We start from the raw sequence: 16,161 nt of genomic DNA, 5'->3' as shown, positions 1-16,161 counted from the left end.
TCCCCAGCGACTGGCGCTGCCAGAGAGATCCGGCTTGGCCATGTCGGCAGACGAAGCCGATCAGCATAACGAGGCATCCACGCTTCCACCGGATGGAAGGTGGTTAGCTGCCGACGAAACGGCGGAATGACCGTGTGGCCCCCCCCGCAAACCTGACCAACACGTCGTATGATGTTTCGTTTTTATTCGTTTGACAAGATTGTTACAGCAGTTCTAGCAATTCGCAACAAAGTGATCGCTTAGCGGCGACGTCCGCTGGAGGCTTCGATGAGAGGAATGATGATGACCGGTGCAACGCGGTGGCAATATGGCGCCCTAGCGGGTGTCAGCCTGCTGGCACTGCTCGCAGCCTCTCAAGCGGCAGCGCAGACCGCGGTCTCCCCGACCGAACAGCCCAATCCCGGCTCCGTGATCCAGTCGGGCCCCGGCCAGAGCGGAAACCCGCAGGAGGTCGCCGGCGACGATCCCGCCAACGACATCATCGTGCGCGGCGTCCGCGGCAGCCTGCTGCGGTCGGTCGAGACGAAGCGCGACGCTTCGACGATCGTCGACGCCATTTCCGCCGAAGAGCTGGGCAAGTTCCCCAATCGCAACGTTGCCGAGGCGCTGTCCAACATCCCCGGCGTGACGGTCGGTCGCGACGGCCGAGGCGAAGGCCGCAGCATCACCGTCCGCGGCCTCGGCGAGAGCTTCGCCCTGACGACGCTCAACGGCCGCATCCTGCCGACCGACGGCCCCGACCGTTCGTTCGCCTTCGACGTCCTGCCCTCCGAGGTGATTTCCGGCGCCGAGATCCAAAAGGCTGCGCAGGCCGCGCAGCTCGAAGGCAGCATCGGCGGCAACGTCGACCTGCGCACCGCCCGCCCCTTCGATCACAAGGGCTTCCACGCCGCCGGCTCGCTCGAGGGCCAGTACAACCAGTTCGCGGAGAAGGGCGGTGTCAAGGCGTCGGGCGTGGTCAGCACGACCTTCGCGAACGACTCGATGGGTGTGCTCGTCTCCGGCACGTACAACAAGTACAAGTTCCGCACCGACAACCTCGGCGAGTATTCGAGCACCGACACGTTCGACATCGCCACTGCGGCGAACGGCCAGCGCAGCATCGTCAACGTACCCAATGGCGGGGTCATCGTTCCCTACTTCTACAGCGTCGGCTATGTGCTCGGCGAGCGCGAGCGGTGGGGCGGTTCGGCTGCCTATCAGTGGAAGCCGAGCTCGAACTTCGAACTTCGCCTCGACGGCATCTACAGCAACTATACCGACAACCAAGAGAACCACCGAGTCTCCGTAGGCCTGACGCCGCTTGCCGACGACGGCAGCGTCCGCTGGGACCTCAACAACGTCCAAGTCGACCGCAACAAGGTGGTCACCAACTACACGGTTAATCCCGCTACCGTCGACGTCCTGGCGACGACTGAGCCGCGCCATTCGATCACCTATCAGTATGGCGGCCACATCGACTGGACGCCGTTGGAGAAGCTCAAGGTCTCCGCCGACGCCTCCTTCGGCAAGGCGACCAATAACACCGGCGGCGAGAACCGCTTCGTCGTCGCGGGCATTCCTGGGTCGCGCGCGGTGGTGGCCACGCGAAACGGCGGTCTGCCCGACCTGCAGATCACCATCCCCAACGCCGACGGTACGCTCACCAACCGCCCCCTCAGCGACGCGGGTAACGGCGATCTGCGCGCGCATTACATTGGCATTCAAGGCCAGAACATTGCGGATCGCAGCACGCAGGCGAAGCTTGACCTAGCCTACGAGGTCGACAACGGCGCGATGAAGTCGTTCACCTTCGGTGGCGCCTACCTCAACCGCAAGAAGACCGTCGACGTCATCGACAACCAGTACACCACCGCCGAGAATTTTGCCGGCTACCCCTTCTCGTTCGCCGCGATCGGCGCCAACGTCGTCCAGGAGGGGCAGGTGTCGAACATCCTGCCGAAGCTCTCGGGCAATTTCCCGCGCTCGATCCCGTCGTTCGACATCGACACCTATCTGGGGTCGCTAGCGAAGGCGGAGAACAATCCGAACGTGCTGAATCCGGCGACGGGCCAACCCTACCCGACCGGTTTTGCGGCGCAGCAGATCGTCCCCGACCTGCTCGCCTCCTATGCGATCCGCGAGCGCACCTGGGACGGCTATTTCCAGTTCAACCTCGAGGGTTCGCGCTGGCGCGGCGACTTCGGCCTGCGTTACGTTCACACCAGCGTGGACTCGCTGGGCTATGGTGCCTCGGTGCGTAGCTATCAGGTGATCGGCGTCGGCACCGCCAACGTCGTGTTCAACCCGATCGAACCGATCAACGGCGGCGGCGACTATTCGCGCCTCCTGCCGTCGGCGAACTTCGCGTACGATCTCGCGGACGGTCTTCGCGTCCGTCTCGCCGCATCGCAGGCTATCTCCCGTCCGACCTTCGGTCAGCTGTCGTCGGCGAAGGACTATTCCGCGGCGCAGTCGAACACCCCGGTCGTCACCGACGCCGGCAATCCCAACCTCAAGCCGGTGTCGGCGGATCAGGCCGACATCTCCCTCGAATACTATCCAAACAACCGCCTCGCGCTGACGGTAGCCGCCTTCTACAAGCACCTTACCAACTTCGTCACCACGCAGGCAGTTGCCTTCAACCTCGTGCCGACGAACCAGGTCGCGGGCGCGCCTTCGAGCTTCCCGTTCACTGAGCTGACCTATGTCAACGGCGACAGCGCCAAGGTCTACGGCATCGAGGTTGGCGGCCAGTACTTTCTACGCAACGGATTCGGCCTGCAGGCTAATGCCACCTATAACAAGTCCCGCGCGGAGCGCGCCGGGCGGCCGACGGTCAACCTTGAGGATGCGGTGCCGTTCTCGGCAAACGCCAAGCTGTTCTACGAGGCGCATGGCGTCAACGCTTCGGTTTCGTACCAGTACCAGTCGCGGTTCGTGTCGTCGCAGTACAGCTACATCGACAGCCTGGCGATAAAGCAGTCGCCGTATCATGAACTCGCAGCGAGCGTATCCTACGACGTCCTGCCGCAGGTCACCGTCTATGCGCAGGGCTCGAATTTGCTCGACTCGGCCACCAAGCGTTTCTCGACCTACAGCAACGTCCCGGCCTTCTACGAATATACCGGTCGGGCGTTCTTCTTCGGCATACGCGCACGCATGTGAGCTGGCAGACAATTAGTCCGTCCGAGCCGACGCTCATGGTATATCATGAGCGTCGACAACGGACCAGTGCGAAGCTGTAGTTTGATGAAGCCATTTGCGATAACAAATACCTCAGCGTGACTGACAACAAGGCCCCGTATTAGATTTTGCTGGCACGCCGCGTCGGCTATCGGAACAGCGCGCTCCGCGCAAAGCCTGCTGGCGTGAAATGTGAGCTATGGCCAACAAACCGGATCAGCCCCCCCCCACCTTCAGGCCGACAAACGTTGTCACCGGTATAGGATGAAGGTGCCTACCATGACAGGACTATGTCGCAGTCGGTATGGATTTGCCCTAGGCAGTTACGTGTGTCGATAACGGCTACGGAAAAAGTCTTTTTGAGCCACCTGTTGAGGTCACGCCTTTCGTCTGGCGACGAGATGCTTTCATCAATCGTAGCTAGAATTTTGCTCTTCTGAGCCCTATCCAAGGTAAGCTTTGATACACCATAGTCTAAGAGATCATTTAGCCAATCTTCTGCCTTCGCCAATGCTAGACAAAGATTGGAGCTGGCACCTCCACCGTCGGTGATAGCGCTGGCCTGCACTGCTTCCTGCGCCTCATAAAGGTCCAAGATAGCAGCGTGTATAGCCTTTTTCTCGTGATGATAAACAGCTTTTGGCTCGACCGTACGCAGCCAAACGCGCAACGCTTCAAGGAATCTATCTTCAAGCAGGCTGTAATCAGCCTCTGGAGAGGTGCATTGATACTTTACTAACGCTGCCTGGCACCGGAGCACTGGCCTACCATTTTTGCCGAACGCTTGGTAGCGAACCACGGCACCGCATTCCGCGCAGCGCATTAGGTCGGCTAGGATGCTATTGCGAGCAACACTGCCACCTCGTCGACGCCTACGCAAAATCTCTTGAACCGCTAGAAACCTGTCTGGTTTTATCACTTGCGGGAAATATCCGGCAATCAACCTCGCTGGGCGTGCGTACCGAGCATGCGTATCGTCATTCGCCATAAAAAGCGGAAGCACACCGGTCACGCGAGGGTTTCGCAACAGGGTGGACACGGTAGGACCACTCCACTGGTGATCGCCCCGCCATCTGCGTACCCCGCTATCATTAAGCGCTCTCGCAATCTCAGATGCGGATTGTCCTTTCAACGCTGCCGCAAATATCTGCTTCAGTAACGCTGCCCTGCCTTCATTCGTAGCGATCTTCTTTGTAGCAGCGTCCACTACAAGCCAGTCAGGGACATGGCTGGTGATGAGGCCCCACTTAGGCGCCTCGCGCTTCCTTTTCCACGCCTCACGAGCACGCACCGACTTCATTGCGCTTTCTTCATTGGCTCGGGCGAAGACGATCAATGCATATAGAAGGGAAATAGGATCTTTTGCCAACGTTTCCGCCGAATAAATGCGACGGTCCACCAATGATACGACATTGATTCCAGCCAGTATCAATTGGGATAACAGACTTTGCGCCATAAGTATGTGAGCACGACTTAGCCTATCAAGGCACTCGATTAGCAAAAAGCTACCACTTGGCACATGCTGGCTATGCACCGCTTGTAGAAATTTTGCGAGCGCCCCGGTCTCAGCATTTTTACCGCGAAAGCCAGATACGCCAAGATCTCGTATTGTGAGGCTTTCGTCGAGGTGCAGATCATGCGCTTTAGCATACTCCGCAGCCATTAAATGCTGGCGGGTAATGCTGTCGCCCGACCACTGCGCCGGACTACTGAAGCGCTGATACGAATAGGCAATGGGACGCGCTGCGGTGGTTGGGTCTCCCATACGATCCTTCGATGCTGCAAAGGCAATGCCGGATTATACCGTTCTCCGAAGCTCTTGCACTTTGTCCGGTTTGGACTATCCAGCATTTGTGAGACAGGATGATGATGCCCGGCTTGCTGTACGCAGAGCCGAAAGTGAACGACAGAAGCTGCGACGGCGAGACGAAGCCTTCAGTCCGTTCCCCTTGGATCACGGTGCATGGAACATTCTCCTCTTCGCGTTCGTGGCGCAGGGTAGCCGCTTTTCCGTCGGGGATGCTTGCGCTCATAGCGGCCTGCCCAGGACTACCGCTCTGCGGCGTATCAGTGAGCTCGAGGCCGCAGGTTTGATGAGTCGGCAGACAAACGAATTCGACCGGCGCGTTGACTGGCTGGCCCTCACACCCTTGGCGTCAGATCTGCTGACAATGTATTTTGGAACCGATTAAATAAATATTTCAACTTTCGCTACGCCTTGATCCTGGTGTGCGTACCTGTGTGATGCGCCAAAGCGGCTGTGGTCGGCGTCTAGCTACAACAATTAATCGGCGGGGTAGCAAGGACAGCCAGTTGCGGTGACTGACTTTTGCGCAGTCGCTGCGCCTTTTCTAATCAGACCCAATTCCGGTCACTTAGAGCCGCCTGGCGCTCGCCAAACTTTGGACGCTTGTTCGTCTCGGGTTTGAGCCTTCTAAGGATGCCGCGCAAACGTCCGGCTAGACTGATTGGCAGGGAAGCAGCCGCCGGCCGTCAACGGGCTGACGGCTGCATGAGCTCTATTGTGACATGATCGGGACCTGAAACGTAGGCCACCAAGGTACCCTTCCGTGGGCCACCCGCGATCGGCAGCGGACTACCCTTTGCTTTCCATCCTGCCGCCTCAACGCGGGCAATGGCGGCGTGAATATCCTTCACGGTCAGAGCAAGGTGGGCGGCTCCGATCGATCCCGCGCTGTCGGGTACCCTCCCGTTCTGAGAGCCGTTCGAGTATTGCAGCAATTCAACCACGTAGCCGTCGGGTGCCTTGACGATCGCCGTCTTTACGCTTGAATCGACGACACCAGTCACCTGGTGCAGGAAGTCGCCGCCCATCTCCGATTGACGCTCCAGCGTGAAACCGAGCGCTCCCGTCCAGAACCGGATGGCTGCGTCCAAAGACGAAACAGCGAACCCTGTGTGGTCGACGTTAAAGACGTTTGCGGCATCGCTCATGGCCGAATGTGTGCGGCCTACGCAGGATGTCCGCAAGTGGGCGCTGTGCTGCCCCCTCCCCTTCGTGGCTAGGGCCCAGAATCGGTCATCCGTAGCTCCCTGCCCGCCCTCCGGAGTTCGGACGTTGAAACATTGCGGTGATCGAGGCCTGTGGGCGGTCCTAAAAGCCTGCCGATTAGAGCTCTCGCATGTGGCCCTCGGGCAGTCACCAATGAGGTCTGTTGGTTGTCAGCCGTTTAGTCGCTCGACGTACGACGGCCGCTCGCTTCAGTCACGCCTATGTCCGGCAACTCGGCGAATCTTTGAGCTACGTCAAAGTCGCCTACCGATTAAGAGGAGCTTTGCTGACGGAGAAGGCGGTTCAGATCACGCTTGTACTGTTGGCACGTTGTCGTGAGATGACCGCTCCGCTCCTCCGCAAGGCACCTCGTCGCGAGGGGCTGACGTACTCGGTACTGCGCACTTTCAAGGTACTGGCGCATATCGTATTGCTGGGGATTATCGAGATACGTATTCTTGCCGCTGGCAGCTGAACTCAGACCGGAGGTGAGCAAAACGGCAACAATTGCCTTTAGATTCATGTCTGCGCTCCTACTGATCTTCGCTTCCCAACTCGCAAAAGCAAGAAAGGCTAAATCTCAGTTTGGAGGCTGACACGCCCCGGGACCTGGCGCAAGCTGTGGCGGCACCAAACACCGGCTACGGCTATCAAATGTCTGGCATTAGGCGAACGCATCCTGCCCTACAGCTTCCGGCAAGCTGGACCCAATAGGCGACATTCGAAGCCGCTTCACCGCTCCCTGAAACCGGTCGTTCGTTCAGGCGCTGCTGAACGGCGGAAATTGGGCCGGGAGCGGACCGGCGGCTTTCGCGAGAGGAACAGGCTTGAGCGGCCGATTACTTGACGCGGCGGCGACCAATGCAGTTGGCGAAGTTCAGTGCTGGCGCTAGGCTTCTGCCATGGTATCGGATCCTATCTCGAGCCTCTCGCGCTTTCTGGAATGGCTTGAGACCAACCCGACCCCGCCGGGCAAGGTGGCGGTATTCCGCGGCTTGGCTGACACGGAATTCGACCTGCGGCCTTCTGTGTTCCGAACGACCGGGAAAACCGGCGACGTTCGTGCGCGACGCGAGCATTTGCTCCTGCGCGAGCTAATTGCCGCCCATCCCGCAGAATTTGCCAGCGATGAGTCAGCGCTCGACACCCTGGCGCGAATGCAACACTATTCACTTCCTACGCGTCTGCTCGACGTGACGTGGAACCCGCTGGCGGCGCTGTGGTTCGCGACCGAGACTTACCAAAAGCAGATCGAGACTGGTGGGACGACCAAGACAGGCAGGCCGGAGACAAAGACCGTGAAGGTGCCGGGGCAGGTGGTTCGACTACTGCTCGATGAGGGAACAGTCCGCTACTTCGACAGCGACAGAATAAGCCTCGTTACGAACCTGGCGCGCTGTACTTACGAGCAGAAGGAAGAGCTGCGAGGACTCGTCCCCCGGCACCTCGCGAGCGCGGCGGACAAGAAGAAGTTCAACGAGAAGCAAACTGTACGGCGGCTGCTCCACTTCGTCAGGTCGGAGAAGCCAGCGTTTGAGGCCGAGATTGAGCCGGACCAGCTGGGCGGCGTGTACCTGGTCAAACCAAAGCTAAACAACCGACGCATCCTCGCCCAAGAGGGCGCCTTCCTCGCCTTCGGCCTAATCTCCGAAATTCCGAAAACGGGCTTAGCCGACATTGAGGTCGATACCCTCGAGGTGTCGCCTGGGCGGAAGCCAGCGATCCGAACGCAGCTCGCCGGGCTATCGATCAACGAGCGCACGCTCTTCCCGGACATCGAGCGAGCCGCTCGCTACCTTACGGACGAGCTTGGAACCACAGGGCTGCTAGCTCGCGCCACGGCACCAGCCGCGCCAACGAAGTCACGGCCGTGACGGAATGAGGGGCCACCACGATTCCACTGCAAAATATTGGGAAGCGCTTTCGACTTTCGAAAGCCGGGACTACGTCGACAGCTGGTTTAAAGGCCGCCACGGTCGCCATCTGAACGCTCGCGCCGCCTACGCGATCACCGCCTGCTTCATCCAGGGCCGCGAGTACTTCGACGCCGCAGCGACCGCCGCCACAAGTGTGAGGCCCCTGCTGCTCTACTACGGCGTCCTCGAGATAAACGAACTTCCCCTATCTTAAAGGCCGAAGAAACAGAGACGCATCAAGTGCCTGACCCCCTTTCCAACGAACTCATGTGGATTGCCCAGCGCCACGGCCACGACTGGCGGGACCAGGACCTGCTCGCCGGAGCGGACTGGCTCGAGAGCCTGGTGCCTCCCGCCGATTGGGCGAGGCGCGCGGCGGCGACCGAGGCGATGTTCCAGGCTGCGAAGGCCAAATGGGCCAAAGGACGCCGCGTCCCGCTGTTCGATCCCGCCGACACAGTGGCTTGGTATCTTCATCAGGCCCGGCGCTACGGCGATCCCGACCTGCGGTCCGACTTCTTCATGCCCGAGGGATACAGGATCGCGCCGCTGTTCCGCCGCATCGGGCAGTTGATCCCCGAGTTCGAACGGATCGGCGGCGCGGAGGACCGGGCAGCCCGGATGATGACCGAGAACCTGTCGCAGCCTGACGACGGCATCTACGAGCTGCTCGTCGCGGGCGCATATGCCAGACGCGGATGGGACCGCGTAGCGTTCGTCCCCGAGACTCCCGGCCTCGCCAAGACGCACGACCTGAACGTCGACCGCCCCCGCTCGCGTTGGGCCATCGAGTGCAAGCGCGCCGGCCGCTCCGACTACGGTCGCGACGAGCGCCTGGCGGGTCAGCGCATCGCCGAGCGCGCGCACGCGATGTCGCGCGCGGCAGGTCGCCCCCTCGTGGTCCTCGCGCGCTACAGGGATGAGCTCCACTTGTTGGGCGACGACTATTTGGTCGAGAAGGTCGACGCGTTCCTGGCCGGCGACCGGCCTTTCGAGTGGAACGACGCCGGCGGCGATGGCGTCGTGCTCGACGTTATGTGGGGGCCGCTGCACGCCATCCTCCAGCACGACGACATCTATTTCGGGTCGAGCCGTATGGTGGAGCTGCTGCTCGGCACCTACAACCCGGCTGCCGACTTCACGATGGATGGCGACTGGGAGCCGGGCGAAGGGCGTCCGCTACACGCGACCTGGGTCGATCACGTCAGTCTGGTGAACTGGCTCAGCACGTCGGACGAGGCAGCCCGTCGGAAATCAATGCATTTCCGCGGCCTGGTGTCGCGCGCGGCCGCGCAGCTCCCCGGCGACCGTCCGGGCGCCATCCACGTCGGATACGAGGAGGTGGGCGGCAACACCGCCGATGCTCGGCGTCTGCAGCTCAATACCCGGGAGATGCGGAGCTTCGATCCAGGCGCCACCAGTCTAAGGATGGTCTACTCCAACTACTTCATGAACGAGCTGGTCACGTCGCGCATGGAAAGCGCGGCGGTGAGCGAGACGCTCGCCTGGAACCCGATAGGCGGCGCTCGCGGCAAGGGCCCCCTGCCCGCGCACATGCTCTTCATGGACGAGGACGGGACGCCGGGCTCGCATCTGCGCTGAGGGGTCCGGTTGCCATGCCGCCCAACGGTCGCCACCTTCCACACTCCGCCGGCATATTTTTCGGGCTAAGCCATGGACGCTGACGACGACTTCGATCCCGCTGACGAACACGACGATGGTCCGCGCTATGCGGACGTCGCAACGCTCGAAGGGTGGGCGATCCCGACCGCGCTGCAGGGGCTGACGCTGTTCCGCGATCCCTTCCTGTCGATGCAGGCGCAGAACCTGGCGATCGTCGACCACTTCCTGAACGGGCTCGAACAGCACGTCATGCGGCGCCTGTTCCAGGAGGACCGGACACCGATCGACGACGCCATGTTCCTCAACGCCCAGTCGCAGATGTGGATCTTCGCGGCGTATGAGGTGATGCGGACGTGGCGCCAGCGGGCCAAGGAAATGGTGAAGTGGCACGACAACGGCGGCCTGCAGATGAAGCTCGGGTCGCTTGAGGCGGACAAGGGCTTCATCCACGATGGCAACGTGCGCCTGGCGGCGATGGTGCGTGAGGTCATCGCCGATCCCTCGATAGTCCAGTCGTTGCGCGACGACCTGAAGCGCACGCACAACCTGTTCGCCCGCATGGAGTATCTGCGCATCTCGCTCGCCAAGCACGAGGTGCCCGGGAAGGCCAAGTCGCTGGCGATCTCGCCGGGTTACGGCCGCATAAACCAGTGGTGCGGCGCGCTCGATTACGAGCTGGGCGATGGCAAGTACGTCATGGGTTACGTCAACCGGCGCGACATCGCCGACGACATCCGGGCCATACCCGATCTCGAAGTGCCGACTGACGAAGACTTGGCGTGGAGCTGTCAGTTTAATGCGGACGCGTCTCGGCAGGTTGAGGATGGTCTTTTGAGAGCGAGGTTCAGCTGACAAGCGCCTGCCACTCCGCCAGTGCAGCGGAGCGTCGCTCTCGATAGGTTTGTCGGTCGATGAGGTGTCGTTCCAAGCTGAAGTGGTTGTGGACGTTGGCATGCACTGAGGCGAATTTTTGCAGCGTCTTCATCTGCCGGAACCTCAACATAGCTCGGTCTCGTCGTCGGAACGCCAGGTGGCTGTTCTCAACCCGGTTGTTGGCCCAGCGACCCACCTCCTGCCGATCACGGCAGCCAAGCTCGTTCATTGCCGCACCGTAGCTACGCAGACCGTCGGTGGTAATCTTAGTTGGCGAACCATGCCGCTTCAGAGCCTTCCTCATGAAGGTCAGCGCTGCCGCCTTGTCACGGGACTTGGTGACGAAGCTTTCCAGCACCTCGCCTTCATGATCGACCGCTCTCCACAGGTAGACCATTTCGCCGTTCAGCTTCACGTACATCTCGTCCAGATGCCAACGCCAATGGCGAAAGCCGCGCATCCGGCTTACCCGCTGTTGGCGGATATCGCTGGCGAACATCGGCCCGAACCTGTTCCACCAGAGGCGCACTGTCTCGTGGCAGACGTCGATCCCGCGCTCGAACAGCAGGTCCTCTACGTTCCGCAGCGACAGCGGAAAGCGCACGTACATCAGCACCACCAACCGGATCACTTCAGGTGACGAGTTGAAGTAGCGAAACGGGCTGGCTGGCTTGCGCGGGCGGGGCATGCCGCCACTTACCCTCTTCAGATTACCAGCGGGTGCATTTGCTTTGACGGAACCCATGGGCGCCTAGGCCTGGTACCGCGTTAGCTAACCGGTAGAGGTTGTGTTGACGCTGATAAAATCGATCATGCCACAGTGACCCGCGCTTGCCCTGCAGGGGTCAGGCATGTGGTTAGCTGCGCGAAATAAGGTTTTACAACATAACAGTTGTGGACCTCCACGAAATGTGGTCTTTCTTGTTCCACGGCGCTCGCAGAAGCTGCCGGGATAGGAGAGGACGATGGCGGTTTTACGCTATGCGCTGCCATGTGCGGCAGTGATCGGGATCGTCGGGCTGGCGACGCTCGCAGGGGCGCAGACCGATGTGATCGCGACGGTGCTCGACGATCCGTCGGTGCTCCGTTCGTCCTTCTACCTGCCGGTACGCGACGGCACCCGCCTGGCGGTTAACGTCTATCGCCCCGCCGACGGCGGCACGGCCCGCAACGGGCGCTTCCCGGTTGTCTTCGCCTTCACCCCCTATCGCGCCCGCTACCGCAAGGACGGCGCTATCGTCGACCTGATCGACTCGACCACCTTCGGGCTGCGCAGCCTCGTTCACGCCGGATATGTCGTCGCTACCGCCGATGTGCGCGGCAAGGGCGCCTCGTTCGGCGCGCGCCGCGGCTTCCTCGACCAGACCGAGGCGCATGACGGCTATGACATCGTCCAGTGGCTAGCGACCCGGCCTTATTCCACCGGTAAAGTCGGTATAACCGGCTGTTCATATCTTGGCGGCAGCGCGATGCTCGTCGCGGGTGCCTTACCGCCGGCGTTGAAGGCGGTGTTCGCCGCGGCGACCGACATCGACAAATATGCCTTCGTCCGCAACGGCGGCATCACCGCCCAATTCAACACCCGCCCCGACGAGACACTCGACGTCGATCTGGCAAGCGTGCCGGTCGATGCAGATAGCGACGGCACATTGCTCCGCACCGCGGTCGCCGGCCATGCCCTCAACACGCCGATGGCGCCGCTCTGGGCGGGAATGCCGTATCGTGATAGCGTCTCGCCGCTCACCGGCAACCGCTATTGGGAAGAGGTCGGCCCCTACACCCATCTCAAGGCGCTGCGCAGCCCGCAGCTCGCCTGGTATCTGTGGGGAAATTGGAACGACGAGCCGACCGAGCAGATCATCCAGGCCGCCGCCAATCTCGACGCCAAGCTGATCGTCGGGCCGGGCAGCCATTGCGAGCCACCCAAGGTGATCGACATCGTCGGCGAACAGAAGCGCTTCTTCGATCGCTATCTGAAAGACGTCGACAACGGCATCGATCGTGAGCCGCGCTATAGCTGGTGGCAGGAACGGCAGGGCAGCGGCACGCTCGTCCATCGCGCTCGCCTGCCCGGCAGCGGCATCCGCCGCACCGCATTCTATCTCGACGCCACGCCTAATGATGCGCCCGCCGCGGTGGATTCGGGCAGCCTCGGCTTACGCGCGAGCGCCGCGAAACCGCGCCCGTTCCGCGTCGACTATGACGTTGCCACAAAAGATTACTTTCAGTTCTGGCCGAGCCCGCTCGACGGCAAGGGTCTGACCTTCACCAGCCGTCCGCTCGCCGCCGATGCGGCGATCGAGGGCTTTCCGGTTCTCACCGTCCGGGCTGCGATCGACCGACCGGACGGCAACGTCTTTGGCTACCTCGAGTCGGTCGACCCGGCGGGCAAGGTGACGATGCTCGCCTTCGGCCGGGTGGCGATGAGCCACCGAAAAACCAGTGTCGCCCCCTACAACCACCTCGACCTGCCCTATCATTCCGGGCTCGAGGCCGATGTCGCACCGGCGACGCCGGGCCGGGCGGAAACGCTCGCCTTCGCGCTATCGCCGCGCGCCTATACGATCCCAACCGGGCACCGGCTGCGCGTGACTATCACCGGTGCCGACCCGCGCCAGCGCAATCTGCCCGCCATCCGCGACGCGCTGGCGCGGACGGTGACGCTCACCACCGGCGCCGCCTCGCACATTGACATCCCCTTCACCGCGCCGGTCCGCTTTCGCTGACGTTCCCGGCTGCCCGACTTCAACAAGGATACGGATCATGCATCGCATCACGTCGCGTCGTCGCCTTGCCCTCGTTTCCGGCGTGGCGCTCGCCGCGCTCGGCTGGAGCAATCTTGCCGCCGCGCAGGACACACCGCCGCCACCCAACGGTAGCGCCGCACCGGCCGACGGCCCGATCGCCTCGCAGCAAGGCCGCACCGGTACCCCCGCCTCGGTTCAGTCTGACGCCGCCGCCGCTGGGCCGGTGACGATCGGCGCGGAGGACGTCCCCGCCGCCGACATCGTAGTGACTGGCAGCCGCATCCGCGGCGCCGCGCCGGTCGGATCGAGCGTCATCGCGATCGACCGCCGCGCGATCGAGGCATCGGGCGCGGTCACCACAGACCGGCTGATCAAGGAGATTCCGCAGGTCTTCGATCTCGGCACATCGGAGAATTCGCGCGGCCAGTCGGGCGGCAACAGCAACATCACCTTCGGCAACGCGATCAACATCCGTGGCATCGGCCCGTATGCGACACTGACGATCCTCGACGGCCATCGCGTCGTCAACAACAGCCGATCGGTCGATCCGTCGATCATCCCCTCGCTCGGGCTCGAACGCGTCGAGGTGGTCGCCGACGGCGCTTCCGCGGTCTACGGCTCCGACGCGATCGCCGGCGTCGTCAATCTCATCCCGCGCCGCACCCTCAACGGTATCGAGACGATTGCGCGAGTGGGCGCGGCCCGCAATTTCCATGAGAGCCAGTTTGGTATCGCCGCGGGCAAGACCGGCGACTGGGGCCAGGTGATGGTCGCCTACGAACATGTTTTCCGCAGCAATCTGTCGGGTGACGATCGCAACTTCTTCACCAGTGACCAGCGCCGCTACGGTGGCCGGGACTTCCGCGTAAACCAATGCAATCCCGGCACGCTCACCGTCGGCGGGCGGAATTACGCAATCCCACAGGGCGGCGTGACGCCGGCGACCTCGGGACAGTTGGTGCCCGGTACCGCTAATCTCTGTGAAGGCTTCACTGGCCAAGATCTTTTCCCGGAGACGCGCTACGACAGCGCCAACGCCACCTTCACCGTCCACCTCACCAACTGGCTCGACGCGTTCGGCGACGGTTATTATTCGAAACGCCAGTTCAAGCGGTTCGGCGGCTATACCGGCGCGACGGTGAGCGTGCCGGGGACCAACGCCTTCTTCACCCGCCCGCCTGGCACCACCGGCGCCGAGACGGTGCAGATCCGCCTCGACGATCTGCCCAACAACCTGTCGTTCGGCTCAACCGAGAGCTGGCAGACCGCCGGTGGCCTGCGCGCCAAGTTCGGCGGCTGGGAGGTGCAGGGGCAAGTTATCTACGGCCGCAACGACGACGTGTCGAACACCCCCAACGGCATCAACACGCCCGCGCTCAACGCCGCGCTCGCCAGCTCGAACCCGGCGACCGCCTTCGATCCCTATGGCCTCGGCCGCACCTCGGCGGCGGTGCTCGCCGCGATCAACGATCAGGTCTTCAACGCGCCGACGCTCAACCGCTTCACCGGCGTCGAGGCAACGGTCAACGGTACGTTGTTCGATCTGCCCGGCGGCGGCGTCAAGCTCGCCGCGGGCTATGAACGGCAGGAGCTGGAGGTCTCGCTCGGCATCCAGCGCGGCGCGCCCACCAGCCCGCTCGCCTTCCGCGACTATGACCGGCAGGTCGATTCCGGCTATGCCGAACTGTACGTGCCGATCTTCGGTTCGGCCAACGCGCTGCCCGGCCTGCGCCGGCTCGAACTCACTGCCGCGGTCCGTTACGACAAATATAGCGATGTCGGCAGCACCACCAATCCCAAGTTCGGCGCCAACTGGTCGCCGCTACGCGGGCTGGTAATCCGCGGCAGCTATGGCACGTCGTTCCGCGCGCCGCTCTTCTCACAGATTTACGGCAACAGCTCGAACATCTTTGTCCAGCCCTATGCCGATCCGGCGCTTGGCGGCGCAATCGTCCAGGGGGCGGCGCTCTCGGGCGGCAATACCGCGCTGCGTCCGGAAGAGGCGACCACCTGGTCGGCTGGCCTCGACTGGGATCCGCTGCCCGGCGGACGTCTCAGCCTGACCTATTTCGACGTCAACTACACCGGCCAGGTCGACAGCTACCTCGGCGATCTCGCCATCCTCAGCCGTGAGGCGCAATTCGCCGGCACCGGCGTCATCCTGCGCGGCGCCGCCGCCGCGGCGCGCGTGCAGGAGCTGCTCGCGCAGGGCATCACGATCGCGCGCGGCGTGCTGCCCGCCAATCCGACCCTATTCATCGACGGCCGAACCCAGAACCTCGGCCGATCGAAGACCAGCGGCATCGACGCGGTCGCAAGCTATACGTTCGACACCAACAACGCGGGCCGCTTCACGCTCAACGCCAACGCCACCTATCTGACCCGCTATCGCAGCGCGATCACCCCAGCGGGCGACCTGATCGATCGCCGCAACACCGTGTTCAACCCGCTCAAGTTCAAAGGTCGCGGCAGTCTTTACTGGGCCTATGAAGGCGCCAACACGCGGCTTACCGTCAATCATGTCGGCGGCTACGACAACAACACATTACCTAATAACGGCGTGCAGAAGGTGGCGAGCTATACCACTGTCGACCTCGGCGTGACCTTCGACGTCGGCAATACGGCGAGCCGCAGCCTCTTCGCCGGCGGCTTCAGCGTCTCGTTCGATGCGCTCAACCTGTTCGACCGCAAGCCGCCGTTCCTCGATTTCGCGCCGACGATCAACGGCAGCGGCGGCTATGACGCCACCGCCGCCAATCCCGTCGGGCGCGAGATCGCGGTGACGCTGCGCAAGCGCTTCTGACGATGACCCGGGCTGCCCGAT

At 62.4% G+C, this 16,161-nt stretch carries 11 protein-coding genes and 1 pseudogene; 9 read left to right on the top strand and 3 right to left on the bottom strand.

Annotated features, from left to right (window positions below; genetic code table 11):
* The first annotated feature begins 282 nt into the window (after positions 1-282).
* Positions 283-3,147, top strand: coding sequence for a TonB-dependent receptor (locus tag FFS23_RS01550; protein WP_171009316.1), 2,865 nt, complete (start codon positions 283-285; stop codon positions 3,145-3,147).
* Between the two features lie 292 nt (positions 3,148-3,439).
* Here FFS23_RS01550 and FFS23_RS01545 read toward each other — a convergent pair whose 3' ends face one another.
* Positions 3,440-4,930, bottom strand: a complete 1,491-nt coding sequence (locus FFS23_RS01545; protein ID WP_137897148.1) for a recombinase family protein — start codon at positions 4,928-4,930, stop codon at positions 3,440-3,442.
* Between the two features lie 458 nt (positions 4,931-5,388).
* Between FFS23_RS01545 and FFS23_RS20685 the strand changes: the two are divergent.
* Positions 5,389-5,487, top strand: a pseudogene (locus tag FFS23_RS20685) (TraR/DksA C4-type zinc finger protein); the annotation flags it as partial.
* Between the two features lie 171 nt (positions 5,488-5,658).
* Here the strand turns inward: FFS23_RS20685 and FFS23_RS01535 are convergent.
* Positions 5,659-6,120, bottom strand: coding sequence for a VOC family protein (locus tag FFS23_RS01535; RefSeq protein ID WP_137897146.1), 462 nt, complete (start codon positions 6,118-6,120; stop codon positions 5,659-5,661).
* Between the two features lie 221 nt (positions 6,121-6,341).
* On the opposite strand from FFS23_RS01535, the gene FFS23_RS01530 reads away from it, so the two are divergent.
* The 5 genes from FFS23_RS01530 to FFS23_RS01510 all read left to right on the top strand — a co-directional run bounded on the left by FFS23_RS01530 (position 6,342) and on the right by FFS23_RS01510 (position 10,569).
* The gene (locus FFS23_RS01530) at positions 6,342-6,653 is read left to right on the top strand and encodes a hypothetical protein (RefSeq protein WP_137897145.1); all 312 of its coding nucleotides are present in this window, start codon (positions 6,342-6,344) and stop codon (positions 6,651-6,653) included.
* A gap of 427 nt (positions 6,654-7,080) precedes the next feature.
* Positions 7,081-8,052, top strand: a complete 972-nt coding sequence (locus tag FFS23_RS01525; RefSeq protein WP_137897144.1) for an FRG domain-containing protein — start codon at positions 7,081-7,083, stop codon at positions 8,050-8,052.
* Between the two features lie 4 nt (positions 8,053-8,056).
* Complete coding sequence (locus FFS23_RS01520; RefSeq protein WP_137897143.1) at positions 8,057-8,308, top strand: YaaC family protein; 252 nt, start codon at positions 8,057-8,059, stop codon at positions 8,306-8,308.
* A 26-nt stretch (positions 8,309-8,334) separates the two neighbouring features.
* A complete protein-coding gene (locus FFS23_RS01515) occupies positions 8,335-9,696 on the top strand; it encodes a hypothetical protein (RefSeq protein WP_212742888.1) in 1,362 nt (453 codons plus the stop codon).
* A gap of 72 nt (positions 9,697-9,768) precedes the next feature.
* The gene (locus FFS23_RS01510) at positions 9,769-10,569 is read left to right on the top strand and encodes a hypothetical protein (protein ID WP_137897142.1); all 801 of its coding nucleotides are present in this window, start codon (positions 9,769-9,771) and stop codon (positions 10,567-10,569) included.
* On the opposite strand, the gene FFS23_RS01505 is transcribed toward FFS23_RS01510, so the two are convergent.
* Positions 10,562-11,278 (bottom strand): IS6 family transposase, encoded by a 717-nt coding sequence (locus tag FFS23_RS01505; protein WP_137897141.1) that lies wholly within the window; start codon positions 11,276-11,278, stop codon positions 10,562-10,564. The genes FFS23_RS01510 and FFS23_RS01505 overlap by 8 nt on opposite strands.
* A 277-nt stretch (positions 11,279-11,555) precedes the next feature.
* Between FFS23_RS01505 and FFS23_RS01500 the strand changes: the two genes are divergently transcribed.
* Complete coding sequence (locus FFS23_RS01500; protein WP_137897140.1) at positions 11,556-13,316, top strand: CocE/NonD family hydrolase; 1,761 nt, start codon at positions 11,556-11,558, stop codon at positions 13,314-13,316.
* 37 nt (positions 13,317-13,353) lie between these two features.
* Positions 13,354-16,140 carry a TonB-dependent receptor domain-containing protein gene (locus tag FFS23_RS01495; RefSeq protein ID WP_137897139.1) on the top strand — a complete coding sequence of 929 codons (2,787 nt, stop codon included), beginning with the start codon at positions 13,354-13,356 and terminating at the stop codon, positions 16,138-16,140.
* Positions 16,141-16,161 lie beyond the last annotated feature (21 nt).

It is taken from the genome of Sphingomonas sp. 2SG (genome assembly GCF_005503285.1).
GTDB classification, from domain to species: domain Bacteria; phylum Pseudomonadota; class Alphaproteobacteria; order Sphingomonadales; family Sphingomonadaceae; genus Sphingomonas; species Sphingomonas taxi.
This window is presented reverse-complemented; position numbering and strand designations above follow the sequence as displayed.

What these genes read in the sequence shown, in the direction of transcription:
- FFS23_RS01550 (WP_171009316.1), top strand. Translation starts at nt 283, where the DNA reads ATGACCGGTGCAACGCGGTGGCAATATGGCGCCCTAGCGGGTGTCAGC.
- FFS23_RS01545 (WP_137897148.1), bottom strand. Translation starts at nt 4,930, where the DNA reads ATGGGAGACCCAACCACCGCAGCGCGTCCCATTGCCTATTCGTATCAG.
- FFS23_RS01535 (WP_137897146.1), bottom strand. Translation starts at nt 6,120, where the DNA reads ATGAGCGATGCCGCAAACGTCTTTAACGTCGACCACACAGGGTTCGCT.
- FFS23_RS01525 (WP_137897144.1), top strand. Translation starts at nt 7,081, where the DNA reads ATGGTATCGGATCCTATCTCGAGCCTCTCGCGCTTTCTGGAATGGCTT.
- FFS23_RS01520 (WP_137897143.1), top strand. Translation starts at nt 8,057, where the DNA reads ATGAGGGGCCACCACGATTCCACTGCAAAATATTGGGAAGCGCTTTCG.
- FFS23_RS01510 (WP_137897142.1), top strand. Translation starts at nt 9,769, where the DNA reads ATGGACGCTGACGACGACTTCGATCCCGCTGACGAACACGACGATGGT.
- FFS23_RS01505 (WP_137897141.1), bottom strand. Translation starts at nt 11,278, where the DNA reads ATGCCCCGCCCGCGCAAGCCAGCCAGCCCGTTTCGCTACTTCAACTCG.
- FFS23_RS01500 (WP_137897140.1), top strand. Translation starts at nt 11,556, where the DNA reads ATGGCGGTTTTACGCTATGCGCTGCCATGTGCGGCAGTGATCGGGATC.
- FFS23_RS01495 (WP_137897139.1), top strand. Translation starts at nt 13,354, where the DNA reads ATGCATCGCATCACGTCGCGTCGTCGCCTTGCCCTCGTTTCCGGCGTG.